The organism is Saccharopolyspora sp. NPDC002578, from assembly GCF_053592695.1.
This window is the reverse complement of record NZ_JBSFWJ010000093.1, coordinates 1-17588: the sequence shown is the minus strand read 5'-3', so window position 1 is coordinate 17588 and position 17588 is coordinate 1. Positions and strand designations below refer to the sequence as shown.

General features: G+C 72.4%; 13 protein-coding genes. 8 read left to right on the top strand and 5 right to left on the bottom strand.

Features of this window, described 5'->3' with window-relative positions:
• From ACWD38_RS27595 to ACWD38_RS27585, 3 genes are all read left to right on the top strand, one after another.
• Positions 1-214, top strand: a 214-nt coding sequence (locus ACWD38_RS27595) for a hypothetical protein (protein ID WP_450125228.1), incomplete at its 5' end; no start/stop codon positions are given.
• Between the two features lie 305 nt (positions 215-519).
• Positions 520-1317 carry a TIGR02569 family protein gene (locus ACWD38_RS27590; RefSeq protein ID WP_184477035.1) on the top strand — a complete coding sequence of 266 codons (798 nt, stop codon included), beginning with the start codon at positions 520-522 and terminating at the stop codon, positions 1315-1317.
• A 69-nt stretch (positions 1318-1386) separates the two neighbouring features.
• On the top strand, positions 1387-2220 hold the full coding sequence (locus ACWD38_RS27585; protein ID WP_450125227.1) for a uroporphyrinogen-III synthase: 834 nt from the start codon (positions 1387-1389) through the stop codon (positions 2218-2220).
• Positions 2221-2380: 160 nt separating this feature from the next.
• Here ACWD38_RS27585 and ACWD38_RS27580 read toward each other — a convergent pair whose 3' ends face one another.
• The 5 genes from ACWD38_RS27580 to ACWD38_RS27560 all read right to left on the bottom strand — a co-directional run bounded on the left by ACWD38_RS27580 (position 2381) and on the right by ACWD38_RS27560 (position 8128).
• On the bottom strand, positions 2381-2671 hold the full coding sequence (locus ACWD38_RS27580; protein ID WP_184477039.1) for an MGMT family protein: 291 nt from the start codon (positions 2669-2671) through the stop codon (positions 2381-2383).
• Positions 2672-2726: 55 nt separating this feature from the next.
• Entirely contained in the window at positions 2727-3101 is a 375-nt protein-coding gene (locus tag ACWD38_RS27575) for a DUF742 domain-containing protein (protein ID WP_343071190.1), read from the bottom strand.
• Positions 3098-3520, bottom strand: coding sequence for a roadblock/LC7 domain-containing protein (locus ACWD38_RS27570; RefSeq protein ID WP_184477041.1), 423 nt, complete (start codon positions 3518-3520; stop codon positions 3098-3100). Before ACWD38_RS27570 ends, ACWD38_RS27575 begins: the two co-directional genes overlap by 4 nt.
• Positions 3521-3532: 12 nt before the next feature.
• Positions 3533-6484, bottom strand: coding sequence for a nitrate- and nitrite sensing domain-containing protein (locus ACWD38_RS27565; RefSeq protein ID WP_450125226.1), 2952 nt, complete (start codon positions 6482-6484; stop codon positions 3533-3535).
• A gap of 645 nt (positions 6485-7129) precedes the next feature.
• Positions 7130-8128, bottom strand: coding sequence for a glycoside hydrolase family 18 protein (locus ACWD38_RS27560; protein WP_184477046.1), 999 nt, complete (start codon positions 8126-8128; stop codon positions 7130-7132).
• A gap of 373 nt (positions 8129-8501) precedes the next feature.
• Here ACWD38_RS27560 and ACWD38_RS27555 point away from each other — a divergent pair, with 373 nt between their 5' ends.
• From ACWD38_RS27555 to ACWD38_RS27535, 5 genes are all read left to right on the top strand, one after another.
• Positions 8502-11651, top strand: coding sequence for an ATP-dependent helicase (locus tag ACWD38_RS27555; protein ID WP_450125229.1), 3150 nt, complete (start codon positions 8502-8504; stop codon positions 11649-11651).
• 99 nt (positions 11652-11750) lie between these two features.
• Positions 11751-12971, top strand: a complete 1221-nt coding sequence (locus ACWD38_RS27550) for a helix-turn-helix domain-containing protein (RefSeq protein WP_450125225.1) — start codon at positions 11751-11753, stop codon at positions 12969-12971.
• A gap of 88 nt (positions 12972-13059) precedes the next feature.
• Entirely contained in the window at positions 13060-13344 is a 285-nt protein-coding gene (locus ACWD38_RS27545) for a hypothetical protein (protein WP_184477050.1), read from the top strand.
• Between the two features lie 202 nt (positions 13345-13546).
• Entirely contained in the window at positions 13547-13900 is a 354-nt protein-coding gene (locus tag ACWD38_RS27540; protein WP_184477052.1) for a hypothetical protein, read from the top strand.
• A 90-nt stretch (positions 13901-13990) separates the two neighbouring features.
• Positions 13991-17479 carry an ATP-dependent helicase gene (locus ACWD38_RS27535; protein ID WP_450125224.1) on the top strand — a complete coding sequence of 1163 codons (3489 nt, stop codon included), beginning with the start codon at positions 13991-13993 and terminating at the stop codon, positions 17477-17479.
• The last annotated feature ends 109 nt before the right edge of the window (positions 17480-17588 follow it).

The window sequence follows — 17588 nt, the reverse complement described above, 5'->3', positions numbered from 1 at the left end:
TGTCTTCTCGCTGCGGGATCTTTTTCCCAAGTGGCTCCGCCACGAGGGAAAAAGCTGTCCTCGCGAGAAGACACCTGAGAACCCGCCGGTGGTCGTTTTTTCGACGTGGGCTATGTGCTTCGCACATACAGGCACGGCCTTCGGCCGCAAGGCAGGCTTGGCTTCGCCGCCCTACTGCATGGCTTCGCCGCAGAGGCACGGTCTTCGGCTGTGAGGCAGGCTTTGCTTTGCTTGCCCACTGCACGGCTTCGCCGTTAAGCACGGCCTTTGGTCGCTTGGTAGGCAGGGCGCTTTGGTCGGGTGGGGTGGCTGGTTCTGTTGGTGTGTGGGGTAGAAGTGCAGGTCGCTCGGGTTGATGGGTGGCGCTGTGCGGCTGTTCCTTCCGGTCCGGTTCCTGTTGGGGGCCGGGCCGGTCGTCGTTTCGGGGGGTTCGGGAGCGGGAGATCACGATTCGCTTCGGGGCATGATCTGCGGAGTGCCTGACCCCCATTCGGGGATCTCCGAGGTAGCGTCTGCGCCGTGACTGGAACTCCGGAGCCGCCCCCGCCGCACGTGCGCGCGGCGTTCGGTGCGCGCGGGGAGGACGCCGAACTGCTCAACGGTGGCGTCGCCTGGCGCTGCGGTGAGGTCGTGCTCAAACCGGCCGCGAACACCGCCGAAGCCGCCTGGGTGGCGCAGACCCTCGACCTGTTGGAACCGGACGAGGTGCGAGTGGGCAGACCGGTCCGCTCCACCGACGGTCGCTGGGTGGTGTCCGGCTGGTCCGCGAGCCGCGACATCACGGGACGTCCGGAGCCGCGCCACGACGAGGTCGTGGCCATGTCGCTGCGGCTGCACGCCGCCAGCAGCGTGCTCACCCGGCCCAGGTTCGTCGACGCGCGGCAGGACATCTACGCGCTGGCGGACCGGATGTCCTGGGGCGAAGAGGACTACCCGCTGCCGCTGGACAAGGGCGGCAGGCTCTACGACGTGCTCGCCGGATCGCGGCGCCGGACGCAGCTGCGCCCGCAGGTGGTGCACGGCGACCTGTTCGGCAACGTCCTGTTCGCCGGCAACGCGCCACCCGGAATCATCGACTTCGCCCCGTTCTGGCGACCCGCCGAATGGGCGGCGGCCGTCGCGGTGATCGATGCGCTGTCCTGGGGCGGTTCGGACGCGGCGATCGTGGAGCGCTGGTCGCACCTGACGGACTGGCCGCAGGCGCTGCTGCGGGCACTGCTGTTCCGGCTCGCGGTGCACGCGCTGCACCCGCGTTCCACGACGGCGTCGCTCGGCGGCCTGGAGCACGCGTCGCAAATGGTCCTCGAAGTCCTCTGATCCCGGCGTCGCACCTCGGCCGCGCACCCGGTCCGCCGCGCGGTGCCGTGGGGGTGTGACGATGGGCGGGTGGCAGAGACCGTCGACGACACCGGACCGCTGCGCGGGTTCACCGCGGGGATCACCGCCGAGCGCAAGGCGGGTGAGCTGGGCGCGCTGCTGGAGCGGCGCGGCGCGGCGGTGCGCTACGCCCCGGCGATGCACACGGTCCCCGTCCACGACGACGGCGAGCTGACCGCGGCGACCGAAGCGGTGCTGGAGCGGCCCGTGCAGCACGTGGTCGCGGTGACCGGCACCGGGTTCCGCGGTTGGCTCGAATCGGCGCAGGCCCAGGGCTCGGGGGAGCGGCTGCTGGAACACCTGGGCCGGGCGGAACTGCTCGCGCGGGGAGCGAAAGCGCGCGGAGCGATCCGCGGTGCGGGGTTGCGCGAGTCGTTCACCGCGCCGACGGAGGAGGTCGCCGACATCCTCGCCCGGCTGCTGGAGACCGGCGTCGCGGGCGAACGGGTCGTCGTGCAGCTGCACGGTGATCCGATGACGGACTTCCGGGAGCGGTTGCGCGCGGCGGGCGCCGAAGTGCTGCCGATCGTGGTGTACCGCTGGACGGACCCCGTGGACCTGCCCGCGCTGGACCGGCTGATCGACGAGGTCATCGCGGGCGAAGTGCACGCGTTGCCGCTGACCAGCGCGCCGGCCGCGACGAACTTCTTGGCCCGCGCGGAGCGGACCGGCCGCGGACCGGCGCTGCTCGCGGCGCTGCGCGGCGTGTTCATCGCCTGCGTAGGCCCGGTCACCGCGGCCCCCATCGCCCGAGCCGGGCTCCCGCACGCGATGCCGGAGCGAGCCCGCACGGCCGCGCTGGTCAAGCTGGTCGCCGACGAACTCCCGACCTTCCGCCCCTGACCCCGAGCGAACCGTCACGGTGTGGACGACTCCCGCAATTTCGCGAGAAGTCGAACCACCCGACCGAGATGAACCCCGTGTTCCGAGCCGGGAACGACCTCTCTGATCAGCCGGAACGGGTTGTCCACAGGGGGGTGTCCGACACGCCGGGGTGTGCGGATCAGGGGCCGGACCAGCGGTAGCGGCGCATGTTGATGCGGGCTCCGTCGGCGAGGACGCCCTCGCCGCGGAGCAGTTCGAGCTGGCGCTGCCGCAGGTGCTCGGCGATGGTGCCGTCGGAGCGCAGCACCCGGTGCCACGAGATGTCCGCGCCGTCCTCCGCGAGGATCCGGCCGACGAGCCGCGCCGACCGCAGCCCCGCGAGCTCCGCGACGTCGCCGTAGGAGAGCACGGAACCGGGCGGGATGGCGGCGACCACGGCTCGAACCCGTTCCAGCGTTTCCTCGTCCACGGGTGCAGTGTTCCAGAACGGCCGACGTCACCGGTGGGAGCCGGACGAACCGCTATTACAAGCGGCGGATGCCATCGAGCACTGCCTGCAGCAGGTCGTAGTCGGGTTCGCGCAGCGGCGTGAGCGGCACGCTGAGATCACCGCTGTCGAGCAGGTCGGACACGAGGACCTTCGCCACCACCAGCGGGATCTCCAACGCCGCGGCCAGATCCTCGACCGACCTCGGCTGCGCGCACAGCAGCAGGATGCGTTCGCGGTCGGCGTCCCACTCGTCCGGGGCGGCGGGTTCCGGCGCGGCCACGACGAGGGTGGCGCGGTCCAGCTCGGCGGCTGCGGCGTGGGTGCGGCCGCGCGTCATCGCGTACGGCCGCACCAGCGGACCGGCCGCGCCGTCGCGCCAGCCCCCGGTCGCCGCCCGCCGGGAGGTCACGTCGCCGTCGGGGTCAGCCGGGAGCGGGGTGCGGCCTCGATGGCCCGCCCCGCCTGCTGGACGAACAGGTTGATCTCGTAGGCGATGAGCCCGACGTCGGCGTGCTCCTCGCCGAGCAGCGCCAGGCAGGAGCCGTTGTCGGCGGCCGTGACGAACAGGAACGCGTGGTCCATCTCCACCACGGTCTGCCGGATGGAGCCGCCGCCGAAGCGGTGCCCGGTGCCGCGGGCGAGGCCGTGCAGCGCGGAGGCCGTCGCCGCCAGCGCCTCGGCGTCCACTGTGGACAGTTCGGGCGAGCACTCGACCACCAGGCCGTCGGTGGACAGCACGACCGCGTGGCGGGCCCCCGCGACGCGGTCGACCAGATCACCCAGCAACCGGCCGAGCTCGAATTCGGTCGTGGTGCTCGTGTGCCGCACTGCGCATCCCCTTCACTCGTCGGTCGTGCTCGCGTCCGGGTCGGCGGGCCTGCGGCCCCGGTCGGTACCCCGCTGGATGGCCGACATCAACGCCCGGATCTCCGCGGCGGAGCGGGATCCGGATTCCGCCCGCCGTTCGTCCTCGTCCGATTGCTCGCGGGCGAGCTCCGGCGCGAGGTTGGCCTGCTTGCGGCGGCGGGGGAGCGGAACCGCGGCTTCCTCGGGTTCCGACCCCGGATCGCCGTCCGGGCCGTTCGTGCTGTCGTCGGTGCTGTCGTTCGTGGTCGCGTCGCCATTGCCGGGCGACGCGGTGTCGGTGTTCGTGATCGGCCGGTGGCCGGTGGGATCGGTGGTCGCCGGATCCGCGTCCGCAGGCCAGGTGACCTGGTCCGCGTTCCCGGCGGGATCCTCGGTCGGCCATGCCGCGTCGAGCGCGGATTCGTGCTGAATTCCGGGCTCGATCGGTTCCCCTCCGTCCGAACGGTAGCCGCGCTCCGCCGACGAGTCGTCGCCCGAAGCGGTGACGTCGGCTGAACGCTCGGGTGGCGTCCGAACCGGCTCGGAGTCCGCGTCCTCGGCCGCGGCGTCCGTTGGGTCCGAATCCTCCGTGTCGGGCGGCCAGGAGTGGTCGTCGGTGGTGAGTTCTCCGTCCGCGGCACCGGATTCCGGCTCGGGGACGTCCGGAGCGGGCTCGTCGGAGCCGATCGCTTCGAGTTCCGGGTCCGTGGTCTCGATGCTCGACGTGCTCGGCGTGGCGGGAACGTCGGACACCGCAGCGGAGTCCGCGTCGTCGGTGGTCGTCTCGTCGGAGTCCGTCTCGCCGGTGGCGGGGGAACTCCCGTGCTCGTCGTTCGCCGACGTGAACGGGTCGAACGCGGCGCGATCCGCCTCCACCGGCTCGTCGGCGACGTCCGCGAGGTCGACGGATTCGGCCGCGGCATCGGCGGTCGCCGCCTCGTCCGGCTCGTGCCGCGGGTCGTCCCCGGAGGCCGACCGCACCCTCGGGAGCTGGGAGGTGTGCGCCTCGCCGGGATCGGGCTCGATGGGCTCCACGATCAGCTTCGCGGGCACCAGCACCGTCGCCCGGGTACCGCCGTAGGCGGAGGTGCGCAGCTCCACTCCGATGCCGTGGCGGTCGGCGAGCCGCGCCACCACGAACAAACCGAGCCTGCTGTCCGAGCGCAGCGCCATCGCGTCGAACTCCGGCGGGCCCGCCAGCATCGCGTTCGCCGCTTCCCGGTCGGTGTCGGCGATGCCGAGGCCGCGGTCCTCGACTTCGATCACCACGCCGCGGGCGACGGTGTGGCTGTGCACGTTCACCCGCGATTCGGGCGGGGAGAAGGACGTCGCGTTGTCCAGCAGCTCCGCCAGCAGGTGCACCGTGTCGGCGACCGCGTCGCCGTGCAGCGCCAGATCCGGCGGTCGCTGCACGCGCACCCGCGCGTAGTGCTTCGTCTCGGCGACCGCGCTGCGCAGCACGTCGGCGAGCTCGATGGGGCGCGACCACCGGCGGCCCGGCTGCCCGCCGCCGAGGATGATCAGGTTCTCGGCGTTGCGGCGGGCGCGGGTGGCGAGGTGGTCGAGGCCGAACAGCAGGGCCATCCGGTCCGGGTCCTGCTCCTCGCGCTCCAGGCGGTCGATCATGGTCAGCAGCCGGTGCACCAGTGCCTGGCTGCGTCCGGCGATGCCGAGGAAGACGGTGTGCACGCCCTCGCGGGCCTGCGCTTCCTGCACGGCAGCGGACACCGCGGTGCGCTGGGCGGTGTTGAAGGCCTCGGCGACCTGGCCGATCTCGTCGCGGCCGTAGTCGAGGTGCGCGACCTCGCGGTCGATGTCGACGCGCTCGCCGCGGCGCAACCGGGCCACGATCTCCGGCAGCTGCCCGCCGGCGAGCAGCAGGGTGTCGTCGCGGAGCCCGTTGAGCCGCCGGGACAGGCCGCGGGACACCCGCAGCGCGACGAGGATCGCGAGCAGCACGATCAGCAGCGCGACGACGCTGCCGATCGCGACCTGGATCAGGTTGCGGTCGCCCGCTTCCAGCCCGGCGGCGGCGGTGCGCTGCGCCTGCGTGGAGGCCAGCGTGGTGAGGTCGTCGGTGACGAGGTCGCTGGTGGTGAGCCAATCGGTCGCGTCGATGGCCGGTGCGTCGTCGTCCGGGCTCCACGGCCCGAGTTCGACGATCTGGTCCTCCAGCTCGGTGAGGTGCCGGAAGTGCGGCGTTGAGATGATCTTGGTGTACCGCGCCCGCACGTCGGGCGGGGCGGACGCGGCGCTGGACTCCAGCTCCAGGTGGTAGGCGCCGGTCAGGTGCGCGAACGCCCGGTGGTCGGCGGGTGTGAAGGTGCCGGTGCGCAGCCCGTCGGAAGCGAGCGACGCGGCTCGCGCCATCCGGTCCGCGGCGGTGAAGAACGCGTCGGCGCGCAGCCCGCCCTGGGTGACCGCGGAGTCCGGGAACAGCCGGGCCTGCGATTCGAACAGCGCGGAGCCCGCGTCGACGAAACCGTTGTAGTAGCCGTGGATCTGGGCCCGATCGGCCTGCATGCCGTCCACGCGGGCCCGCATCACGGGCAGTTCCGCGATGACCCGGTTGAGCGCGCGCATCCGGGCGGCGACCTCGTCCGGCGCCTGCTGCAGCGTCGGGTCCGCGGCGTCGCGCATCGCGGTCAGCGCCCGGTCGGTCGCCTCGCGCTGCTTGCCGAGCCGTTCGCCGGCGGAATCGGGGGCCGCGGCCTGCAGCAGGCTCAGCGTGCGTTCCTTCTGCGCGGAGGCCAGCACCCGCATCGCGGGCAGCGACACGTCGCGCACGCCGGAGGCGATGCCCCGCAGGTGGAACCCGTTGTAGAGGGTGATCCCGCTGATGATCGACCAGAGCACCAGCAGCGCGATGCCGGGTATCAGGACCACGCCGTAGAGGCGATCGCGGATGCTGCGGCGGCCTTTGCGCCAGTCATCGAGCTTCTGCACTACGTCCCACCCGTGTGTGCCGGTGCGCGCGACGGAGCGCGTCGCGGCGGTCTCGGCGGCATGCGAAGCACCACGCCGTCGGGCGAGGTGTCGTGCTGAGGGAGACGGGTTTGCGGGGTGTGGCGATCGGACGCTCGCGTCCCGGTCCCCCCGATTCGCTTTTCCCGCATGAAACCGCAGGGATTTTAGCACGCCAAGATCAACTGGTGGAACGGCGGATCAGCATTGCGCCGTACGCCCCAACGGAAACTGGGACGCACGGCGCAATGGAGCGTGGAGTTCGAGGGCGACAGCCCTCGCACCTTCATTCTTCTGTCAACGCCCGACCGGCGAAGCCTGTCTGCGTTGCGGCCGAAGGCCGTGCCTCACGGCGAAGCCGTGCCTCGGACGAGCGGAGCGAATTCCGCCTGGCGGCGAAGCCGTGCCTTGGACGAGCGGAGCGAAGTCTGCCTTGCGGCGAAGCCGTGCCTGTATGTGCGAAGCACATAGCCCACGTCACAAAGCCGCTCACCGGCGGGTTCTCAGTGAGCCTCTCGCGAGGACGGCTTTTTCCCTCGTGGCGGAGCCACTTGGGAAAAAGATCCCGCAGCGAGAGGCTCACTGAGGTTCCGCTACCCGGACACCAAAGCAGAACGAGCCCGACAATCAGCCAGCAAACCCGGCAACGATCGAGGAGAACTCCCACGGCTGTTGCTCGGCGCCGCTGCAGCTGCTGACGTCGCCGCTGCCGTCGCAGGGCCGGTCGCGGTTGACCGACCAGAAGGTGAACCGGCCGAGGCCCTTCTCCTTGGCGTAGTCGGCCATCTTCTGGAAGGCGGCCACGTCGACGTGCTCGGCGGGCTGGTCGGTGTTGCCGTTCATCGACGAGATGCCGACGTGCGCGTAGGCCGCCGCGTCGTCGTAGCCGAAGGCCGTCTTGACCTGTTCCTTCAGCGCGTCGGTCGTGGTGATCGTGTCCTGCGCCATGTCGGTGCCGTTGAAGTCGAACGGCATCTGCGTCCACACGTCGATGTCGGCGCCGATCTCGGCGGCCTTGGCGATCATGGCCTTGCCGTTCTCGTTCGGCCCGGTGGTGGTGGTGCCGAACGTGACGACGGTCTTGAGGCCGGGGTTGGCCTCCTTCGTGATCTTCAGCGCTTCGATCACGCGGTCCCGGGAGGCGGGGGTCTCGACCTCGGTGGATTCGATGTCGATGTCGATGGCCTTGAGGCCGTAGGCGTCGATCACCTTCTGGTAGGCGCCCGCGAGGGACTGCGCGTCGGTGCAGACCTCGCCGAGCTTGTTGCCGCTCCAGCCGCCGATCGAGGGGATCACGTCGCCGCCGCCGGCGCGGATCTCGTCGATGGTTGCCTTGTCCTGGCCGTCGAGCGGACGGGTGCCGTCCCAGGCGGGGTTGCAGCTGCCGTCGGCGTTGATGAACGCGAGCGTGAAGTCCTTGATGCCGGTCGCGCCCTGCACCTCGGACGGCGCCGGCGGGTTGCCCCAGCCGTTGTAGAGGTAGGGCGAGGCCGCGACGGGGCTCTCGGCCTGGGGCGCGACGTCCTGCTTGGCGCTCAGCGCGGGAACGGCGGTCAGGGTGGCCGCACACGCGACGGCGACACCGGTACCGGCCAGGGTGAGCATGTTCTTGCGGAGCTTGCCCACTGGTCCTCCTTCGGGGATCTTGTTCGCCACGGCGGGGATTCGTGGCTCAGCGGGACTTTCCCAGAACCTGAAATTGGTTCGTACCACCAAAAGGAACATCGGCGTGCTCCCTCTGGGGTCTTGGCGTGTTTTCTCTGTCGCTTTCTGTATCAGCCCTGGCCAGCGAATTGTGGAGTCCACAGAGGAGTTTTTGCGCCGCGTTCACAGCAGAATGTGAACGGCGTGGGAAATTACCGTTATTCCGGCTCGCTCGGCCCGGCCTGCGCGATCGGTGTCGGTGCGGCGTGATTCCATCGTGGCCGTGCCCGCCCCGAACAGGACCTCTCCCCGCGAGCCGGCTCGCCGCGAGTCGGCCCCGCGCCGCGCGGCGCCGGTGCTCGTCCGCCGGCCCGGCGGCGAACGACGGCTGGACTGGGACGAGCCCGCCCGGCGGGTGCTCGACGCCGGCGGCGGCGGTTTCCTGCGCGTCCTCGGCGGACCCGGCAGCGGGAAGACGACCTTGGTGGCCGAGGTCGCCGCCGACCGGATACTGCGCCACGGCGTCCCGCCGGAGAACGTGCTGGTGCTGACCTCCGGCCGGGCCGCGGCGACCCGGATGCGGGCGCAGATCACCCGGCGGCTCACCTCCGGCGACGGGCTGCGCACCGCGCAGGAACCGTTGGTGCGCACCGTGCACTCCTACGCGTTCGCGGTGCTGCGGCTGCAGGCGGTGCTGACGGAGGCGCCGCCACCTCGGATGCTCACCGGGCCGGACCAGGACGCACTGGTCCGCGAACTGCTCGAAGGCGACCTGGACAACGGCGCGCCGGACTGGCCGGACTCGCTGCGCGCCGCGCTGCCGGTGGAGGCGTTCGCGGGTGAGCTGCGCGATCTGCTGCTGCGCGTGGCCGAACGCGGCGCCGGACCGCGCACGCTGATCGAGCTGGGGCAGCAGCAGGGCCGCCCGGAATGGGTGGCCGCGGGCGGATTCGGAGAGCAGTACGAGCAGGTCACCCTGCTGCGCGGCGGCGGGCACGGCGGCGCGGAGCTGGACGCGGCGGAACTGGTCGCCCAAGCCCTGCTGGCCTTCGACACCGACCCGGAGCTGCTGGCCGCGGAACGCGACCGGGTGCGCTACCTGCTGGTCGACGACGCGCAGCACCTGGACCCGCAGCAGTTCGAGCTGATCCGCAGGCTCGGCGAGTCGGCGCACGAGTTCCTGCTGGCCGGGGACCCGGACCAGGCGGTGTTCTCCTTCCGCGGTGCCGATCCGAGCGCCCTGACCGGCGCCGAACCGGACCGCACGGAGGTGCTCACCACCGGCCGTCGCATGTCGCCCGCGGTGCACACCGCCGTCGGCAGGCTGATCCAGGGCCTGCCGGGCGCCGGGCCGCAGCGCGCGCTGCGGCCGCCGGACGGCGAGGGCGGATCGGTGCAGGTGCGGTTGCTCGGCACCCAGGCGCAGGAGGCGGCGTGGGTGGCCGACCAGCTGCGCCGCGCGCACCTGCTGGACGAGGTGCCGTGGTCGGACATGGCGGTGATCGTGCGCTCCACCGGCCAGTCGCTGCCGGTGCTGCGCCGCGCGCTGCTCGCGGCGGGCGTGCCGCTGGTGCTGCCGGTGGACGACGTGCCGCTGGCGCACCGCACCGCGATCCGCCCGCTGCTGACGCTGCTGCACTGCGCGGCGAGCCCCCCGGCGCTGGATCCGGACGCGGCGGAGGCGTTGCTGTCCTCCTCGCTCGGCGGCGCCGATCCGTTGGCGCTGCGGCGGTTGCGCCGCGGGCTGCTGCGGTTGCAGAAGGCCACCGGGGAGCAGAAGTCCAGCGGCGAGCTGCTGGTGGAGGTGCTGCGCGACGGCGACCGGCTCGCGGGCCTGGAGGACGCCGCCGCCCGACCGGCCCGCAGGCTCGCGGCGCTGCTGTCCACCGCCACCGAGGTGATCGGCAAGGGCGTCGAAGAGGCGTTGTGGCGGGTGTGGAAGGCCAGCGGCCTGGAGCAGCGCTGGGTGTCGGCGTCCGAACGCGGCGGCATCGCCGGGGCGCAGGCCGATCGGGACCTGGACGCGGTGGTCGCGCTGTTCGACGCCGCCGCGCAGTACGCGGACCGCAAGCCCGGTTCGGACGTCGTCGGTTTCGTCGACGAGCTGCGCAAGCAGCGCATCACCGGCAGCAGCCTGGCCCCGACCGCTCCGGCCGGGGACGCGGTGTCGGTGCTGACGGCGCACGCCTCGGCGGGCCGGGAGTGGGAGGTCGTGGCGATCCCCGGCGTGCAGGAGGGCACGTGGCCCGACCTGCGGCTGCGCGGTTCGCTGCTGCACACCGGGCGCTTGGTGGACGTGCTCTCCGGCGTGGACGAGCAGGAGCGGGTGTCGGCCACCGCGCCGCTGCTGGCGGAGGAGCGACGCCTGCTGCTGGTCGCCGCCGGTCGCGCGCGGCGGTCGCTGCTGGTGAGCGCGGTGCGCGGGGAGGACGAGCAGCCGTCCCGGTTCCTCGACGAGCTGGAGGGGATCAGCACCGACGTGGAGCAGCAGCGGCCGTTGCTGCGCCCGGAACGCGGCCTGGTGCTGGGTGAACTCGTCGCGGAGCTGCGCCGGGTGGTCTGCGACGGCGAGGCCAAACCGGGTCGCCGGGAGCGGGCCGCCGAGCAGCTCGCGCGGCTCGCGGTCGCCGGAGTTCCCGGCGCGGACCCGGACGGCTGGTACGGCCTGCCGGAGAGCTCCACGGCGGCTCCGCTGGTGGAGCAGGACGAAGCCGTCAAGGTCTCACCCTCCACTGTGGACGTGTTGAGCAAGTGCCCGCTGCGGTGGATGGTGCAGCGCCACGGCGGCGAGGACGCCGCCGAACTCGCCTCCGTCACCGGAACCCTCGTGCACGCCCTCGTCGAGAAGGCCGCCGAAGGCGCCGACCGCGAGCAGTTGCGGGAAGCGCTGGACCAGGCGTGGAAGTCCGTCGACGCCGGAGCGCCGTGGTTCTCCCGCCACGAGCGGCGCCGGGTGGAAGGCATGCTCGACGCGTTCGTCGGCTGGCTGGAGAGCTCCCGCGCCGAGCTGACGCAGCTCGGCGTGGAGCGGGACCTGGACCTGGAGGTGCCGAGCCGCGAAGGCGGTCCGAAGCTGCGGTTGCGCGGCCGGGTGGACCGGCTGGAAGCCGACGGCGACGGCAGGCCCGTCGTCGTGGACGTCAAGACGAGCAAGTCCGCGGTGAGCGCCGACGACGCGCAGGAGCACCCGCAGCTGGCGGTCTACCAGCTCGCCGCCGCGCTCGGCGCGTTCCAGGGCGGCGAAGCCGCGCCGGACGCGCTCACCGAGCCCGGCGGGGCGCGGCTGCTGTACGTGGCGAAGTCCTCCCGGCAGGGGCCGTGGACCGAGCGGGCGCAGGACGGCCTCGACGAGGACCGGCTGCGGGTGTGGCTGGACGTGGTGCACGACGCGGCGGCCTCCAGCGTCGGCCCGGCCTACGTCGCCGCCGAGAACTCCGACTGCCCCCGCTGCCCGGCCCGCCCGTCCTGCCCCATCCACCCGGAAGGCCGCCAAGTCGGCCAGTGACGGGCGGTATGGCCTGCGTCACGATCGGCTCGCTAACCTGTGATCCAGGGCGACGGCTCGATCAGCCGTGCGCGGGTCGATCGCGAAGAGGTGGTCGCTATGACCGACGAGCTCGCAGGCAAGACCATCGGCGAACGCATCCAGATCATCCGGGAGCGGCGCGGCAAATCCCGCCCTGTCGTGGCGGGTCTGGTCGGCAGGTCGGCGGAATGGCTCAAAGCCGTGGAGAAGGGCCGACTGCACACGCCGCGCTGGGAGAAGCTCGTCGAGCTCGCGGGAGCGTTGGGCGTGCGCGACGTCTCCGAGCTCACCGGAAGTGCCACGACGACCGGTTCGACGGAACGCTGCTCGCACGATGCCGTTCCCGCGCTGCGCGAGGCGATCGAAGAAACGGCGTTGACCGTGTCGGCGGAGTCGGCTCCGGCCCCGGCCGCGTTGCTGGACCGGACCGCCGACGCCTGGGCTTTGTGGCATTCGTCCGCGACACCGCGGAAAGCGGTCGGCGCGGTGCTGCCGCAGATCATCCGCGATGGTCGCCGAGCGGTCCGGGTGCTCGACGGTGCCGAGCGGCGGGAAGCGCACATCGCTTTGTCCGCCGCGTACGCGCTCGCGGAGCAGGTGCTCGCTTGGGTGTCCGACTCGGCGTTGTTGTGGCTGGCGGCCGACAGGTGCATGACTTCGGCGGAACTGGCGGACGATCCCGTCGCGCTGGCCGGATCCGCGTGGGTGCTGGGCAACGTGTGGCGCGCGACCGGGCGCGAGGACGACGCCGTGCGACTCGTGGACGACGCGGCCGCGCTGCTGGAACCTCGACTGGACGAGGCCGATGATTCGGTTCGCGCGTTGTGGGGAGCGTGCCGGTTGCACGGCTCGATCACCGCCGCGCGGATGGGACGCGAAGGTGACGCGCTGCGCAGGCTGGACCAGGCCCAGGCGATGGCGAAGAGGCTGCCCGCCGACTACGCGCACCCGTGGACCTTGTTCGGCCGTGCCAACAGCGCGGTGACCTCGGTATCCGTCCAGGTCGACTTGCACCGGTCGGCCGGCGCGATCGACGCCGCCGAACAGGTCGACCCGGAATCGGTGCCGTCGGTGGACCGCCGAGCTCGGTTGTGGCTGGAAACGGCTCGCGCTTACCACCAGCGCAAGGATCGCGCCGCGACGTTGCACGTCTTGCAGCGCGCGGTGCGCGCAGGCGAGGAATCGATGCGGTGCCACCCGGTGGCCAGGGAGATCGCCGGTGACCTGGTCACCTCAGGCGGCGGGATGATCCTCGCCGAAGCGCGCCACCTGGCGCAACGACTGGGAGTGATCGTCTAGCACTCTCGGTGAGGCATGTTCTGTGCCCCACCGCGCGGGGGTTGCGAACGTTCCCCGAACCCTTCGGCTTCGGGCCGAACATGACGGCATGAGCGAATCCGCAGTTCCGTCCCCGCGTCCGATCCGCGTCCCGGTGCGGTACCGCACCGGGGAAGCAGGGGAGACGAGCCGCGTCGTGCACATGGCCGTGTGGACGTCCTCGGCGGTCTACCTCGCGATGTGCGGCGCGGAGCTCGACGGGCATCGGGCTGAGGTCGTCGTGAGCGGAATGCCTTGCATGCCTTGCGTTCGCGAGCTCGCGCTGCGCGAGGACCGTCCGGACCGAAGCGGTCGGGCGGTGGTGGCCCCCGCGGATTTCCGCCTGCCCGGGTAGGCGGTGCGACCCGGTTCGTCGTCGTGACCCCCCGACCTGGCGGCGAGCCGCGCCCGGCCGGTGACCGCACCCCTCCGCGGTCCCGGCCGGGCATCCACCCGGCGAACGCGGAGTGATGTTCGCGGTCGGCTCAGGGCGGGTTCTCGAAAGATGACGCAGCGTGCGGCTACTTTGGTGGGGGTTCGGAATCGAAAGGGGAGTCATGGCGCAGCACTCGAACGGCCTGCACCACCACGGATACGTCGAACGCTCCACGCTCTCGCACGCGTTGAGCGCGGCGGAGCGGCGGATGCTCGATCCCGACGAGGTCATGCACTCACCGGAAGAGGTCGCGGCCTGGCTCGCGGGCACCTTGCGCGCGGCGATGGGGTTGACCGAGGACGAGGTCGGGTTCACCGACGAGACCGAGATCTGGCTGACCGAGTCGCGTCGCGGCGAGACGATCGTGACCGGGCTCAACGACGGCCCGACGATCACCGCCGAGGCCGTCTACGACAGCAACTGCGAGTGCGAGCGCCAGCTCAAGCCCGTCCCCCCGTCGAAGAAGCGCCGCTGAGCGAAGTGGGCCGGGCGCCGGTCGGGCCGGTCGTGGCGGCGTGCTACAACCGGCGCTGACCTGCCGGAACAGCCTGGAGTGGAGCGACGCTTGCCCGAACGGATCAGTCCGCACCGCATCGCGCAGGGGCTGGGGCTGCACCCGCCGACTCCGGAGCAGGCCGCGGTGATCGCGGCGCCCGCCGAACCGGCGCTGGTCGTGGCGGGCGCGGGCGCGGGCAAGACCGAGACGATGGCGGCCCGCGTGGTGTGGCTCGTCGCGAACCGGCTCGTCACCCCCGAGCACGTGCTCGGGTTGACGTTCACCCGCAAGGCCGCCCGGCAGCTCGCGGACCGGGTACGGGCCCGGCTGCGCAGGCTCGCCGGGTCCGGGCTGCTGGACGAGGTGGACCCGAGCGGGCTCCTGCGCAACCAGGTGCTGGCCGAAGAGCCGACAGTGCTGACCTACCACGCCTACGCGGGCCGGCTGGTCGGCGAGCACGGGCTGCGAATCCCGGTGGAGCCGGGCGCGCGGCTGCTCACCCAGACCGCGTCCTGGCAGCTCGCGCACCGCGTCGTGTCGACGTGGACGGAGGACCTGGACACCGAGAAGGTTCCCTCCACCGTCACCGGGTACCTGCTGTCGCTCGCCGGTGAGCTGGCCGAGCACCTGGTGCGGCCGGATCAGCTGCGGGAGCACGCCGAACGGCTGTGCCGGACCATCGAGGACGCGCCGCGGGCGAAGCGGCAGCGCGCCGAACTCCCCCAGGACCTCACGAAGATCATCGCCGCGCAACGGTTGCGGGCCGCCCTGCTGCCGCTGCTGGAGACCTACGCGCAGCAGAAGCGGCGCGAGGCGGCGATGGACTTCGCCGACCAGATGTCGCTGGCGGCGCTGCTGGCCACCGACCACCCGGAAGTCGTCGCGGGCGAACGGGAACGCTACGGCGCGGTGCTGCTCGACGAGTACCAGGACACCGGCCACGCGCAGCGGGTGCTGCTGCGGGCGCTGTTCGGCGGGGTGACCGCGGGAGCCGACCCGCTGCCCGTCACGGCCGTCGGCGACCCGGCGCAGGCCATCTACGGCTGGCGCGGGGCGAGCGCGGCGAACCTGCCGCGGTTCACCACCGACTTCCCCCGCGCCGAGGACGGCGAACCGGCACCCGCGCGGCGCTACGGCCTGCTGACGAGCTTCCGCAACCCGCCCGAGGTGCTCAGCCTCGCCAACGCCGCCTCCGAACCGCTGCGCGCCGCCGGGCTGGAGGTCGACGAACTGCGCGCCCGCGACGGCGCGGGAGCCGGGGACATCCGCGCCGCGCTCGTCGAGGACGTGCGGGTGGAGCGCGACTGGGTCGCCGACCGGATCGCCGAGCAGTGGCACGCGGTGCTCGACGAGAAGGGCTCCCCGCCGACGTCGGCGGTGCTGGTGCGGCGCCGCTCCGACATGGCGGGCTTGGCGGGCGCGCTGCGCGAACGCGGGCTGCCGGTGGAGGTCGTCGGCCTCGGCGGACTGCTCGACGAACCCGAGGTGCGCGACCTGGTGAGCGCGTTGCGGGTGCTGGTGGAACCGCTGGCCGGTTCCGCCGCCATGCGGTTGCTGACCGGTGCCCGCTGGCGCCTCGGTGCCGCCGACATCGCCGCGCTGTGGGACCGGGCTCGGCGGCTCGGGCCCGCCGCGGAGGAGACCGGTCCGGACTCGGTCGACGACGTGCTGCCGGGGGAGCACGCGGAACAGGCCGGGCTGGTCGACGCGCTCGACGACCCCGGCCCGCCGGAGGCCTACTCGGCGGCGGGCTACGAGCGGATCCGGTCGCTCGGCAAGGAATTGGTGCAGCTGCGCCGCAGGCTGGACCAGCCGCTGCCGGAGCTGGTGGCCGACGTCGAGCGGACCTTGCTGCTCGACATCGAAAGCCTCGCCCGCCCGGCCGGGGCGGGACGCATCCACCTGGACGCGTTCGCGGACGTGGTCACCGACTTCGCCACCGCCAGCCCCTCCGCGCCGCTGTCGGCGCTGCTGGACTACATCACCGCCGCCGAACGAGCCGAGGACGGGCTGGAACCGGGCGAGGTCGAAGTGGCCGAGGACCGGGTGCAGGTGCTCACCGTGCACGCCGCGAAGGGCCTCGAATGGGAGGTCGTCGCGGTCCCGCACCTGGTGGACCAGGTCTTCCCCGGCCGCAGGCACTCCGGGTCGTGGCTGACCTCGGTGACCGAGCTGCCCGCGACGATGCGCGGTGACTCCCAGGACCTGCCCGCGCTCGACCTGGACCGGCTCACCGGAATGGACCGCAAGGAGATCAGCGACGAGCTCAAGCGCCACGACGGCGAGTTCGAGGACCGGCGGCTCACCGAGGAGCGGCGGCTGCTGTACGTGGCGCTGACCCGGTCCGAACGGGTGCTGCTGCTGTCCGGGCACTGGTGGCAGGAGGGCGGCAAGAAGCCGAAGGGCCCGTCGGACTTCCTCACCGAGCTGGCGGACGTGCTGCGCGGGACCGGCGCCGGCGACATCGGCCGGTGGGTGGAGGAACCGGCCGACGACGCGGAGAACCCGCTCGCGGACGCGTTGCGCTCGGTGGAGTGGCCGGCGGATCCGCTGGGGCCGCGGCGCAGCGCGGTGGCCGCCGGTGCCGATCTGGTGCGGGCCGCGATGGTCGCGGCGCGAACCGAACGGTCCACTGTGGAGTCCGGCGGGGTCGAGCGCGCGGCGGATTCCGTTCCGCCGCAGGGCGATTCCCCCGTGCCGCCGGGTCACCAGCCCGAGCCGCCACCCGACGACGCGGAGTACCTGCCACCGGACGAACCGCCGGACGACGAGGAGCCCCCGCCGCCGGAGGACGACCCCGGTCCGCCGCCGGACGACGCGGACTCCCCGGACGACGAGTCGGAACCGCCGGTGGACGCCGAAGACGACGAGCTGAGCTGGGCCCGCGACGTCGACGTGCTGCTCGCCGAACGGGAAGCGGCGGCGCAGCGCCGCGAACACGTCGTGCTGCCCGGACACCTCTCGGTGAGCCGCCTCGTCGAACTAGCCGCCGACCCGGAAGCCCTCGCCCGCAGGCTGCGCCGCCCGCTGCCGATGCCGCCCAACCCGATGGCCCGCCGCGGCACCGCGTTCCACGCGTGGCTCGAACACCGCTTCACCTCCAGCGCGCTGCTCGACCTGGACGAACTGCCCGGCTCCGCCGACGAGACCGCCCCGCCGCAGGACGACCTCACCGGGCTGCAAGACGCGTTCCGCCGCGGCTCCTGGGCCGACCGGGTGCCGCACAAGGTGGAGGTGCCGTTCGAGACCCAAGTCGCGGGAATCGTGCTGCGCGGCCGGATGGACGCCGTGTTCGCCGACGCCGACGGCGGCTGGACCGTGCTGGACTGGAAGACCGGCGCGGTGCCCGCCGACGACCAGGTGCCCGCGCTCGCCGTGCAGCTCGCCGCCTACCGGCTCGCCTGGGCGGAACTGGCCGGCGCGCCGCTGGAGAAGGTCCGCGCGGCGTTCCACTACGTCCGCCACGACACCACCCTGCGCCCGGCCGATCTCTTCGACGCAGAAGGACTCCGCGAACTGATCGACTCCGTTCCGGACTCCGGGAGGTTCTCCGGGTGACCTGCGTAGTGGGCCGGGTGGCGGAACCTCAGCTGCTTCCTCGCTGCGGGATCATTTTTCCAAGTGGCTCCGCCACGAGGAAAAATGCTGTCCTCGCGAGGAAGCAGCT

What these genes read in the sequence shown, in the direction of transcription:
- ACWD38_RS27550 (WP_450125225.1), top strand. Translation starts at nt 11,751, where the DNA reads ATGACCGACGAGCTCGCAGGCAAGACCATCGGCGAACGCATCCAGATC.
- ACWD38_RS27545 (WP_184477050.1), top strand. Translation starts at nt 13,060, where the DNA reads ATGAGCGAATCCGCAGTTCCGTCCCCGCGTCCGATCCGCGTCCCGGTG.
- ACWD38_RS27540 (WP_184477052.1), top strand. Translation starts at nt 13,547, where the DNA reads ATGGCGCAGCACTCGAACGGCCTGCACCACCACGGATACGTCGAACGC.